This is a genomic window from Shewanella sp. ENK2, from assembly GCF_043568515.1.
Taxonomy (GTDB): Bacteria; Pseudomonadota; Gammaproteobacteria; order Enterobacterales; family Shewanellaceae; genus Shewanella; species Shewanella japonica.
The window spans coordinates 3,730,843-3,744,163 of record NZ_CP171406.1; the positions used below are offsets into that span (position 1 = coordinate 3,730,843).

At 39.4% G+C, this 13,321-nt stretch carries 7 protein-coding genes and 2 pseudogenes; 8 read left to right on the forward strand and 1 reads right to left on the reverse strand.

Features of this window, described 5'->3' with window-relative positions:
* Positions 1 to 2,075: pseudogene (dinG, locus tag ACGEDC_RS16370) on the reverse strand (ATP-dependent DNA helicase DinG).
* Between the two features lie 248 nt (positions 2,076 to 2,323).
* Between dinG and ACGEDC_RS16375 the strand changes: the two are divergent.
* The 8 genes and pseudogenes from ACGEDC_RS16375 (at position 2,324) to ACGEDC_RS16410 (ending at position 13,320) form a co-directional block, all read left to right on the forward strand.
* Positions 2,324 to 4,753, forward strand: coding sequence for a DNA polymerase II (locus tag ACGEDC_RS16375; RefSeq protein ID WP_394498374.1), 2,430 nt, complete (start codon positions 2,324 to 2,326; stop codon positions 4,751 to 4,753).
* A gap of 223 nt (positions 4,754 to 4,976) precedes the next feature.
* Complete coding sequence (locus ACGEDC_RS16380; protein ID WP_394494509.1) at positions 4,977 to 6,164, forward strand: porin; 1,188 nt, start codon at positions 4,977 to 4,979, stop codon at positions 6,162 to 6,164.
* A gap of 442 nt (positions 6,165 to 6,606) precedes the next feature.
* The gene (locus tag ACGEDC_RS16385) at positions 6,607 to 9,456 is read left to right on the forward strand and encodes a TonB-dependent receptor (protein WP_055023901.1); all 2,850 of its coding nucleotides are present in this window, start codon (positions 6,607 to 6,609) and stop codon (positions 9,454 to 9,456) included.
* A gap of 86 nt (positions 9,457 to 9,542) precedes the next feature.
* Positions 9,543 to 9,788, forward strand: coding sequence for a hypothetical protein (locus ACGEDC_RS16390; protein ID WP_065108389.1), 246 nt, complete (start codon positions 9,543 to 9,545; stop codon positions 9,786 to 9,788).
* A gap of 447 nt (positions 9,789 to 10,235) precedes the next feature.
* Positions 10,236 to 11,019: pseudogene (locus tag ACGEDC_RS16395) on the forward strand (DUF3450 domain-containing protein).
* The gene (locus tag ACGEDC_RS16400) at positions 11,019 to 12,374 is read left to right on the forward strand and encodes a MotA/TolQ/ExbB proton channel family protein (RefSeq protein WP_055023898.1); all 1,356 of its coding nucleotides are present in this window, start codon (positions 11,019 to 11,021) and stop codon (positions 12,372 to 12,374) included. The pseudogene ACGEDC_RS16395 and the gene ACGEDC_RS16400 overlap by 1 nt, the downstream one beginning before the upstream one ends.
* On the forward strand, positions 12,374 to 12,901 hold the full coding sequence (locus ACGEDC_RS16405; protein ID WP_080915420.1) for a MotA/TolQ/ExbB proton channel family protein: 528 nt from the start codon (positions 12,374 to 12,376) through the stop codon (positions 12,899 to 12,901). Before ACGEDC_RS16400 ends, ACGEDC_RS16405 begins: the two co-directional genes overlap by 1 nt.
* A gap of 14 nt (positions 12,902 to 12,915) precedes the next feature.
* A complete protein-coding gene (locus ACGEDC_RS16410) occupies positions 12,916 to 13,320 on the forward strand; it encodes an ExbD/TolR family protein (RefSeq protein WP_055023897.1) in 405 nt (134 codons plus the stop codon).
* Position 13,321 lies beyond the last annotated feature (1 nt).

Here is a 13,321-nt window from a genome sequence, read left to right on the forward strand (position 1 = left end):
CTATTCTATAACTTTACGAAATGGCGGAAGTGCATCAAGTAATGATTTACCATAACGCTTAGTAATAAGACGCCTATCTAAAATGGTGACGCGACCATAATCATCTTCTTTACGGAGTAATCTACCACAACTTTGGATCAATTTGCGTGATGCATCTGGAATGGTGAGCTGTAAAAATGGATTACCACCTTTACTCTTAATGTATTCTGCATGCGCTTGTTCAACTGGTGAAGTTGGCACTGCAAAGGGTAATTTGGTAATAATCAGATTGGTAAGGTAATCACCGGGTAAATCTAACCCTTCTGAAAACTTCCTGTACCGAAAATAATACTGGGCTTACCTTGGTCACAGCGGAGCTTGTGTTGCTCTAAAATTTGTTGCCTTGGCATGGTTCCTTGCACAAACAGCTGGTCTTTGGCTATTTTACCATTGACCTTATCTGTTACTTTTTCCATTTGCCAATAAGAGGCAAACAGTACTAATGTCGCCATTTCGTCTTCTACGAGTGCGATAACTTGTTCTGCTAGTTCATCTGTAAAAGCATCTTCAGTGGGCTCATTTTCCATTTGTGGAATAAACAATGTCGCATTATTTTGATAATCAAAGGGTGATAACAAGGCTAAAAAACGACTACCATCATTTAGGGACAACCCGACTTGCTGAGCGAAATGATTGAAATTATTTAAGGCTCTTAATGTTGCGCTACACAATATAACGCCTGCAGCTTTTTGCCAGAGCATATGCTCAAGCATAAAACCGACCTCAATTGGAGATGCGCAAAATAGGTAATCTTGTTGTTTACCGGTAATGAGCTCTGCCCAGCGAGCCATTGGCGCCCCTTTTTTGGAATCCTCTTTTGCGAGCATTTTCCAGAGTTTTGCGAGATTTTCTAACCTTTGCAGTATAAAGCCGGCCTCTGATAAAGCAGCTTCTGATTGATGCTTTGGTAGTTCACCATCTTTGATAGCTTCATTCAGTACACTTTGGATCTTGGTAAATTGTTTTACTGCAAGATTTGATGTAGTTGCTAAGTTTTCTGCTTGTATTAGTAAAGACTCTGGAAGCTTGCCATTTTCGAATCGTAAACGCGTTTCTGGGTTGGCAAAAAGTTTAGGCTGTGTGTCGCAAAAATGGGCAACTTGATTAAGCTGAGTCACTAAATCGCCAATGTGATCGAGCATTGCTTGCACAGGGGCAATAATATGTGTGGTTTTAAGTTGATTTTGAAGTTTGGAGCAGGTCTTTGACGCCTTTTCAAGCCAATCACTCGCGCCCCTCAATGTTGCTTGAGCACTTGAAAAATCTCTTGCTACCGTCGGCAAGTGATGAGCCTCATCGATGACATAAAACATGTCTTCAGGTTCTGGCAAAATCACGCCACCGCCTAACTCTAGATCGGCAAACAGCAAACTGTGATTAACAATAAGTACATCCCAGGTTTCGACATCTTCACGAGCTTTATGAAAAGGGCAGTGATGATGGCTCGACATTTGCCGATGACAACTGTGCTTATCACAGCAAATTTGCTGCCATAAAAAGTCAGGAATAGGCTTTTTTAATGTATCAATCTCGCCGTTCCACTTATTGTCGTTAAAATCTTGATGTAGGGCTTTGAGGAGATCTATTTGACTTTGATCTGGTTTAGTTTGCCACATTGCCATCTGAGATGTGTCTTCAGGACCTATCATGGCAGCGAGTTTAGCTAAACATACGTAACGCTGGCGGCCTTTAACTAAACCGAATTTAAAATCAACGCCAGATTGTTGCAAAAAGAAAGGTAAATCCTTGTGCAATAACTGCTCCTGCAAAGCTACTGTTGCTGTCGCGATACAGACCTTTTTCTTACTTGCCAAAGCTAATGGAATCGTTCCGAGAATATAAGAAAGGGATTTACCAATACCAGTTCCTGCTTCACAAACCAAAATGCGTCGTTGTTTATCATAGTCACCAGCTAGGGTTTTTGATATTTCTGCCACCATAAAGTTTTGCTCTCTGCGAGAACGAAAATTTGGCATCGCAGTCGCAATATCTTTATAGATAGTGCGGATCTGGGTTTTGATATGATCCGTTAGCATGTAGGGTCCATTAGCAATCTTTACTTACTAATTCTGTATTAGCTGTTATATGCTGTACATAATAACAGTGATTTTAGTTGTTCGAAATATATAATCTAGCTAAAAGCTAAGCGAAGACTTTTAGCGACAGGATTCAAATTGGATAATGAAGGGCTCGATCTTAGATGTTATGAATATCTATGGCTATGACCTTATTCAGTTAATCACACTCAATATGTAAAGTAATCTTGTTAATCCATGGACACTCAATTGCAAAAAACACCCTAAAAGGGCTCGTACTCACCCGACACGCCATTTATCGACATGGCCGATTACTATTGCAGTATTTTATAAAAACAGCTGACGGTCCTGCAATCATTGAGGTGGAGCAGTTTGATGTTATTTGCTTTTGTAAGCAGATAGATTCTGAGTTCATTTTAAGTCATTTTAGTACTGGTATAAGAATTGAGCCGGTAAGCCTAAAAAATTTTAATTACGAAGATGTGTCTTGTGTTTATGTAAAATCAACAACGATGTTAAAACAGGTGCTGCGCATTGCTAATGACGCTGGTATTGAAATTTATGAAGCAGATATTAGACCTGAACAACGTTTTTTAATAGAAAGATTTATAGCATTACAAGCTGAATTTGCCATTAATGCTCCTTTATCACAGCCGCCGTATAACACTGATAATCATCCAAGGACTTACACTTACTTAGCAAGCAAAGCCAGAAGAACAGAAGTTAATGTGCCTGTCTCAATGGTGTCTTTAGATTTTGAATGCAGCCCAACTGGTGAACTGTATTCTGTTGGTTTATATGGTTCACATTCAGCGCTAGATGAGCAAACCGACCTTTATCAGAAAGTCATCATGGTAGGAGAGTCTGAATCAATAGATAACAAAAAGTTTGATAGCGACAAATTAAGCGATGATGACATTCACTGGGTGAGCGATGAAGTCTCATTAATTAAAGCTCTGATAACTTGGTTCAAAGAGTATGACCCTGATGTCATTATTGGTTGGGCGGTGGTGACCTTTGATTTGGCGCTACTGTATAAGCGTTGTCAAATACATCAAATAGCATTATTAATCGGTCGCGATGAACAAGCGCTGACTTGGAAGGTGGAAGATAAGTATCGTCCTGAGACACTATCGCTGCCTGGACGGGTTGTACTTGATGGTATTGATTGGATAAAAGCGGCTTTTTATCAATTCGAGCGTTATTCACTAGAGCATGTTTCTCAGCACTTATTAAACGAAGGCAAGGCCATTGATCATGTTGAAAATCGTGGGCAAGAAATATGTCACCTTTTTGAGCACAACAAACAAGCATTAGCTTTTTATAACTTAACTGATTGTAGATTAGTGTGGGATATCTTTAAAAAGACCCAATTACTGGCTTTTGCATTAGAAAGAGCAAAATTAACGGGTCTTGAGTTTGGGCGAGTAGGTGCCTCGGTCGCTGCATTTAATAACTTGTACTTACCGCATCTTCATAGAAGTGGTTTTGTTGCACCAGCGAGAGCGGCCAGCAATGGTTTAGAATCTCCAGGTGGCTATGTCATGGACTCCATTCCAGGTTTTTATAAAGATGTATTAGTCCTCGATTTTAAAAGTTTGTACCCTTCAATAATACGTACCTTCTTAATTGACCCTAAAAGTCTTGTTGAAGCAAAATTCAACCCTTTAGAAGATGATGTTGACGGCTTTTTGGAAGCTAAGTTTAATCGTCATAATGCAATTTTACCTGGTCTTATTGCTAGTCTTTCTTTGCAAAGAGAAAAAGCAAAACAAGATAATGATAAACCTCTTTCTCAAGCAATTAAAATTATCATGAACTCTTTATATGGCGTTTTAGGCTCAAAAGGGTGCGTTTTTCATGACGCTAAACTGGCAAGTTCTATCACAATGCGTGGCCATCAAATTATGAAACAAACGAAAGTTTGGATTGAAGAATTGGGTTATAAGGTTATTTATGGTGATACAGACTCAACATTTGTGTGGTTGGGTGAAAAGCATCAAGTAAAAGATATCAACAAGCTAGGAGAGCAACTAGCGCATGATATGACAGTTAAGTGGCAACAGCGTTGTATGGATGAATACGCTTTAACTAGTCATTTGGAGCTAGAATTCGAAAGTCATTTTAGTCAGTTTGTTATGCCGACCTTAAGAGGGTCAGAAGCTGGCAGTAAAAAGCGTTACGTCGGCGCATCAAAGGATGCCGAAGGGCAACTCTCTCTTACTTTCAAAGGGATGGAGCAAGTAAGAAGTGATTGGAGTCCGTTAGCGAGAAGGATCCAATACCATTTGTATTTTTTATTGTTTTCTAATGGTGACGTTAAATCTTATCTATACGAGCAACTTGAGCAATTGGCTTTGGGTCAATTCGATAATGAGTTGATATTTAGAAAGCGATTGAAACGTCATGTAGAAGAATATACCGCTAAATCCTCACCACACGTTAAAGCTGCCATTAGGCTTTGCCAGATCACAGGTGATAAGAATAAAGGTAGAAGAGGAGCGTTAATTGAGTACCGAATGACACTGAATGGTGCTCAGCCTATTACTGCTGTAAATGAGTCAATAGATTATGACTATTACATCGAAAAGCAGATAAAGCCGATAGCGGAGCCAGTTTTAGCCTTATTAGGGGAAGGGTTTGATAGTCTTAGCAGTCATCAGATAATGTTAATTTAGTGTTATTTGATATTGCGTTTGTGGTTATTCGTTACTATTTTTGAATAGTTTGGTAGTTGATTGTACTGTTTGATGTGTGCATTTAGTATATTCATACGGAAATTGCGCTCATTTCTTTGTTTCGTGATATTTCAGCATGCTAGCCTTTGTTGAAAGGATAATACAAACAAAATGGACTGTTACCAGCAACAATGATGAATTTAAAATGGGAAGGTTTAGCTCGATGAAAAAGACTTTAATCGCTTCGACACTAGCAGCAGTGATGTTCGTACCAACAGCTTCAGCAATTGAAATCTATAAAGATGACAAGAACTCAGTAGAAATTGGTGGCTTCATTGATGCACGTGTTTATCACGGTCAAGACACTACAGAAGTAGTCAATGGTGCATCACGCATTAACTTTGGTTTTGATCGCCAAATGGGCGATGGTTGGAATGCGTTTGCTAAACTAGAGTGGGGCGTAAATCCATTTGGTGACAGTGAAATTATTTATAACAATGACCAACTTTCTTATGAGAATGGTGACTTCTTATCGAACCGTTTAGGCTATGTAGGTGTAAACCATGATACATACGGTACGCTGACGATTGGTAAGCAATGGGGTGCTTGGTACGACGTCGTTTATAACACTAACTACGGTTTTGTTTGGGATGGTGATGCTTCTGGTACTTACACATATAACAAAGGTGATGGTTCTGTAAACGGTACAGGTCGTGGTGATAAAACGGTTCAATACCGTAATGCATTTGGTGACTTCAGCTTTGCAGTTCAAGCTCAGTTAAAACAAGATGAGTTTGATGTATTAGAAGATGGAAGTATTGGTGACGAACCAGTGGCTCCGTTGATCAGTGCTCAACAAACTGTTGCGACAATTGAATATAACAACACATATGGCTTAGCCCTTACTTACCAAGCTACCGATAATTTTGTTGTGACTGCCGGTGTGAACGTTGGTGAGTTCAAAGGTGAAACTGTCGAAAACGAAAAAATCGAAGAAACTGACATCATTTATGGCTTTGGTTTGACATATGGCGGTGGCTGGGATGCTGAAGGCTTATATGCTGCTGCAAACTACAGTAAACAAGAATTCCACGATACTGACAATTTAGGTCGCTTAATTTCTGAAGCATATGGTGTTGAGACGTTAGTATCATACCGCTTTGATAACAACATCCGTGCATTTCTTTCATACAACATCTTAGATGCTGGTGACGAATATAAAGCAGAATACAACGGTGATACTTTCAAACGTCAATTCACGGTTGCTGGTTTGCATTACATCTGGGATGCAAACACTGTAATTTATATTGAAGGTCGTATCGATAACAGTGATTTCACTGGCTCAAAAGAAGCTGAAATGAAACTATCAGATGATGATGGTATCGGTTTCGGTATCAGATATACGCTTTAGTAGTTTAATCACTGATAAAAAGCACCCGAAAGGGTGCTTTTTTTTGTTTAGAATAAAAAAGATGAAGTTAAATGTTAAAACTTTGTACCAGTAAGTATGTGTTTCACCATTTGCAATGAAATGAAGCTGTTTAAATACCGTTCATTTGAAAACAAAATGTTAATAAGCTTAGTTCTGATTGTTAATAAATAAAACTGTTACCTATCAATGTCTTATGGTTTGGTGGTAGTTATATCATCTGATACTGTCCACTAAAATGGACAGATTAACTACCATTATCAAGTAAACTCTCGTTATGTTAATGAAACATATGTTGAATTAATGTTTCATTTGTGATTTTATTGCTCTTGAAATGTAGTGGCGGTGTAATTCGCACACATTCACCAGCTCGGTTTTACCGAGTTTGGAAAATAAGAAAGATATAAGTCCAGGGAGATTGACAATGCATAAGAATTTATTAGCTAAATCAGTGCGTCTAGCAATGATTAGCGGTGCGGCTGCGGCAGCATTCACCACTCCAGTAGCATTTGCTGCTGAAGAAGGTGAAAAAGTTGAACGCATCGAAGTTACCGGTTCACGAATCAAACGTGTTGACATGGAAGGTGCTAACCCTGTCCAAGTTATTACACGAGAAGATCTTGTTGAATCAGGTATTTCTAACATCGGTGATATCTTACAAGAAATTCCTGCAGTTGCTGGTGCAGCAACTAACACTGCTATTAACAACGGTGGTTCTGGTGCAGTACGTGTTTCTTTACGTGGTTTAGGTAGCGCAAGAACATTGGTACTTGTTAACGGCCGTCGTATGGTTAACTCAGGTACTGGTGCTAACGCATCTGCTGACTTAAGTACTATTCCAGTTGCAATCATTAAACGTGTTGAAGTGTTAAAAGATGGTGCTTCAGCTGTTTATGGTTCTGATGCAATTGCTGGTGTTGTAAACATCATCACTCGTAATGATTTTGAAGGTTTCGAAGCTAACGTTTCTTATGACGGTTCTACTGAGAACTGGGATGGCGAAACTAAAACTGTAGATTTCACAGTTGGTGTAAGTAGTGACAAAGCAAATGCGGTAGTAAGTGCATATTACACAGAGCAAACAGAGCAAATGTCTGGTGACCGTGATTGGTCAGCTTTTGAATATGACTTAAACCCAGCCACTGGCGAGTTAGATAAAGGCGGTTCTTCTGCGCCACCATGGGGTCGTTATAACGGCGTAAATAATGGCATTGATGACGCAACTTGTAATTCATTTACTCATGGCGCAGCAAATGGCCCAGGTCAATCTGACCCTTCTGATTTCACAAACCCTACAGGATATGATTGCTGGGATTGGGATAAAGATACTTATAACTATGCACCTGCAAACTATCACTTAACGCCTCAAGAGCGTTACGGTATGTATGCATCTGCTGAATATCGCTTTAATGATTCTGTGCGTTTCTTCTCTGAAGTCTCATTTAACCGTCGTACATCTAAAACTAAACTTGCTCCATTACCATTAGCACCTCTTGCATTCTTCGGTTGGACAGATGCAACTTATTCTGCTGACAACTATTGGAACCAACAGTTAGGTCCTAAAAATGACAATGGCGAGACAGTTGATATTGCTGATTGGCGTCGTCGTATGGTTGAAACTGGTGGACGTGATTCAACATTCGAAGTTGATACTGTACGTGGTGTATTTGGTATCGCTGGTGAGTTTGCTGACACTTGGGGTTATGAAGTGTCTTACGTTTACGGTCAAAACTCATCTAGCACAGCCGGTGCAGGTGGTGTTAACTTTGAAAAAGTTAGCTTAGCTGTAGGTCCATCGTTTATGGATGCAAATGGCGATATTGTTTGTGGTACTGCTGATGCTCCTATCGCTGATTGTGTTTCTTTAAATACATTTGGTATTCCAGGTACAGATACTCAAGTATCTCAAGAAATGCTTGATTATATTACGTTCGAAGCACATGACTTAGGTTCTAATGAACAAACAGTGTTAAGTGCTAGTGTATTTGGTGATGCATTCGAGCTTCCTGCTGGTCCAGTAGGTATGGTATTTGGTGCTGAGCACCGTGAAGAAGAAGGCGCAGATTTACCAGATGCATTAATTGCACTTGGTATTACTAGTGGTTCAAGCCGCCAAAAAACTCAAGGTAGCTACGAAGTTGATGAGCTTTATGCAGAAATGAACTTCCCATTACTATCTGGTGTAGTTGGTGCTGAAAGCTTAGAAATTGATGGTGCTATCCGTTATTCTGATTACAGTACATTTGGTGACACAACTAACTATAAACTTGGTCTTCGTTGGCTTCCAATTGATGGATTAATGTTCCGTGGTACTGTTTCTACAGCATTCCGTGCACCATCTACGAGTGAGTTGTTCGCTGGTAACTCTGATAACAGTCCTTTAGTTTCAGATAAGTGTGCTACAAACCCGACTCCTTTCTGTATCGCTGATGGCGTTCCTGCAGGCGGTTTTGAGCCTATTGGTGACCAATTATCTTCAACTCTAGGTGGTAATGAAGATTTAACACCTGAAGAGGCAGATACTGTAACTATCGGTGCTGTTTGGAGCCCAAGTTTTGTTGATAATTTATCATTTACGCTCGATTACTGGGATATCGATTTAGATAACGCAATTTCTACAATTGGTGAACAGTTAATTTTAGATAAATGTGCTGAAGAAGGTACTTATTGTGACTTAATTACTCGTTATGGACCTGAATTCCCTGGTTTATATGGTAACTCAAGTGATATTGATAATCGTAACATTAACGTGGGTGGAGTACATTCATCAGGTTATGATTTCAATGCTCAATACAGTATTGAAACTGGTATCGGTGATTTAAGCTTCGTTCTAGATACTACATACTATGACACATACGAAATCACTCAAGCTGATGGTTCAACGATTGAAAACGCTGGTTGGTTCCGTCGTACAAGTGGTGATGGTAACTTCCCTGAGTGGAAAACTAACTTCAACATTAACTTAGCACAAGATAACTGGTCAGCTAACTGGAAGATCCGTTACATTGGTGAAGCATTAGAGCCATTTGATGCTAACAATGATGGTTCTACAGATCTTGATGATTTAAGTGATTCTCGTACAGTTGATAGTCAAACGGTACATGATGCACGCTTTACTTATTACTTTGATAACGTAAGTACTACTATTGGAGTCAGCAACGTATTTGACCAAGACCCACCATATGCGGCGACTGGTTTCAATGACAATACTGACCCACGTACATATGCTACAACTGGTAGACACTTGTACTTAGGTGTTGGCGTTAAGTTCTAAAATTAGTTTTTAAATAAATTTAGTAAGTAAATCTGATAGACATGGTTTGAAAAACCATGTCTTTTTTCAATTTAATGGAGTAAATCATGGATAAATTTACAGCTTTAATCTTGTTGATTTTATTATCTGGCTGCGCAGCACAGAATACTGATGATACCGTCAGTTACAATGATGAAGACTTAGTATGTGAATATGTAGCGAAAACAGGGAGTAATTTGAAAAGAAAAACTTGTATGACGCGCGAGTTATCAGACGAACTTAGAAAAGAGAGTGAACAAGATTTACGAGAAGCATGGAGAAAAGGACAAACACAAGCTCATACTAATATATGATCAATCATTTTTTTGACAAAAATCCTAATACGAACTCGTATTGGGATTTTTTGTTTTTATATTTATATTAGTTTTATTCTATTTTAGATGAACTTAGTTATTTACCTTATAAATTAAATGACTTTATAATTGATAAAATTCAAGCTAGTCACCAAGATTCCAACTCTATTTCAGTCTCACTTTGCTTAAAAATACAACGTTCGACTAATCAAGAGCGTTTAACACGTCTTTCCAGTAGTTTTTGATGTTCTCAAATGTTGACACAGGTCAACATTTTGTGAAATGATGCGAGCGGGTCTATGCCTTAGCAGGTATAGAATAGGGAAGAAAAAACTAACAATCACAAGAGAAAGATAGACTTAGCAGTATCAGTCAGGATTAACAATATAATCCTAGTTGTTACTCATTAGTTAAGCTTTCTAAATCACTATAAATTGGTTGGGAACTATGTCCAAGGTAAGCAATAGAACAAAAATCGCTACTGCACTTGTTGGCGCGCTTGCATTAGCTAGCAGCAACTTCGTGATTGCAGATCCTCTAAGCGATGTACAAAAAGCTGATAGCAAAATTCATGCCGATGCAGCTGCATCTCAAAACAAAGTAGATAAATATTTTGATCAAGCACAAGACATGCTTTTCGAGTATGGCTCAGTAGCTGACGAACGTGAATCACTAAAATCTTACAACGATTACGTTGCAGGCTTAGTTGCAGACCAAGAAGCAACAATGAAACTGATCCAAGACGATATCGACGGTGTTGATGCTCTTAGACAAGGTGTTGTTCCTTTAATGTTTAAAATGGTTGAAGCATTAGAGCAATTTATTGCTTTAGACTTGCCATTCAATCAAGACGCACGTGAAGCTCGTGTTCAACGCTTAAAGGATACTCTTAACAGCGCTGAAGTAACACTAGCTGAAAAATATCGTCTAATTCTTGACGCATATAACATTGAACGTGAATACGGCTCAAAGTTAATTGCTGAAACAGGTCAATTAGAGCTAGATGGCAAAGAAGTCTTAGTAGATTTCTTAAACTTTGGCCGTGTTAGCTTGTATGCGCAAAGCCAAGACCAAAAGTCGGCTTGGATGTATAACGAAGAATCTAAAAGCTGGGATAAGTTAGAAGATAGCTATCTTCGTAACTTAAGCAAAGCAATTAAACAGGCTCGTGGACAAGGTGCTCCTGATTCTATTCGCCTTACCAATCCCTGCTGCGGAGGCTGCGCAATAATGAAAAAGTTTATTACTACAGCAATCGTTGCTGCAACTTTGTCTCTAACTTCAGGAATGGTTAGTGCTGCTGATGCACCAAAGACGATTGACCAATTATTAAAACAAGTACAAACAGATCGTGCTAACGCGAATAAGACTAACAAAAAGCGTGAAGCTGAATTTTTAAATGAGCGTGGCGATAAAGCCGCTCTTTTAAAGCGTGAAAAAGCTGCTTTGGCTGCTGAAGTTCAACGTGGTAAAGATTTAGCTCAAGCTTTCACTGACAACGAACGTAAAATCGCTCAGTTAGAAGAAGATCGTAAAATTGCTTCTGGTGACTTAGGTGAAATGTTCGGTGTAGTTAAAGGTGAAGCTGGTGATTTCGCTGGTAAGTTAGTTGCTTCTAACATTACTGCTCAGTTCCCAGGCCGTGACGCATTTATTGCTGAACTAGGTGCTCGTAAAGAACTTCCAAAAATTGACGAGTTAGAGCAATTCTGGGAAGCACAACTTTTTGAAATGGTTGAATCTGGCAAAGTTGTTAATTTCGACGCTGAAGTAACAGGTTTGGACGGTAACGTTCATACAACTACAGTTACTCGTGTTGGTGCATACAACTTACTTGCTGATGGCCAATATGTTGTTTACAACGCTGATTTAGGCTTGATTCAAGAACTATCTCAACAACCTGGTAGTGCACAAGTTTCTAGCGTTAAATCATTCACTAGCGCAACTTCTGGTTACGAAAAATTATTCGTTGACCCGGCTCGTGGTGTTCTACTAAGCGTGTTCACACAAAAAGCGACTATTGAAGAGCGTATTGAAGCTGGTGGACCAATTGGTTACATCATTATCGGTATTCTTGTTCTTGGTGCGTTGATTTCTATCGAACGTCTAGTAACGCTTTACATCGTAGGTTCACAAGTTAAAGCACAACGTAAGAACATTGATAATCCTGGTAACAACGCGTTAGGTCGTGTACTTAAAGTTTACCAAGAAAACAAAGATGTTGATGTTGAAACACTTGAACTTAAGCTTGACGAAGCTATTCTGAAAGAAACACCAGCTTTAGAAGCTCGTATTTCAATCATTAAAGTACTGGCAGCTATCGCTCCAATGATGGGTCTACTAGGTACAGTAACTGGTATGATCGCAACCTTCCAAACAATTCAATTGTTCGGTACAGGTGACCCACGCTTAATGGCTGGTGGTATTTCTATGGCATTGATGACAACCGTTCAAGGTCTAGTTGCTGCACTTCCATTGATGCTTATGCATGCAATCGTTGTAGCTCGTAGTAAAACAGTTGTTCAAGTTCTTGAAGAGCAAAGTGCTGGTATTATCGCAGTACATGCTGAGAAGAGGGCTGACTAATGATGCTAATCCTGATGGATGTTTGGGACTCTGTCAGGGGCTTCATGGCCACCGGAGGAGATATCCTCTGGTTGGTTGCAGGTGTTTTATTCTTAATGTGGGTATTGATGCTCGAGCGCTTTTGGTACGTCAATTGGGTAGCACCAAAAGAGCATAAAGGCATTATCGACTTATGGAATAATCGAGAGGATTCTACCTCTTGGTATGCGCACCGTATCCGTGAAGCTTGGATGTCCCAAGCAAAACAAGATATGAATGCTCGTATGCTGATGATCAAAACCTTAGTAGCAATCTGTCCTATGATAGGTCTACTAGGAACCGTAACCGGTATGATAGCAGTGTTCGATGTGATGGCAGTTCATGGTACGAGTAACGCTCGTATGATGGCGGCTGGTATTTCAATGGCAACCATGCCAACGATGGCAGGAATGGTTGCAGCATTATCTGGTGTATTTTTTAGCACTCGATTAGATGCAAAAATGAAAATCAGTCTTGAAAAGCTTAAAGATAGCTTGCCGCACCACTAGAGAGAGTATTTAAAATGGCACGTAAAAAGCATTTAAATGTAGAAGAAGAAGCACAAGTAGACATGACTCCGATGCTCGACATCGTATTCATTATGCTTATCTTCTTTATTGTGACGACTTCGTTCATTAAGCCATCAGGCCTTGATTACAAGAAACCTGAAGCTTCTACGGCGACACAACAAAAATCTGCGAACATCTTTATTGGTGTTAGTAAGACTGGCGTTATCAAAATGGAAAACCGTCAGGTTGACATTGAGCGTGTAACAGCAAACGTTGAGCGTATGTTAGCTGAAGCACCTGAAGCGGCGGTATTAATCGAAGCAGACCAAGAAGCCGAACATGGCCTTGTTGTTAAAGTAATGGACAACGTTAAGAAAGCGGGTATCGATAAAATTTCGATTTCAGCGGGGAAAGACTAAT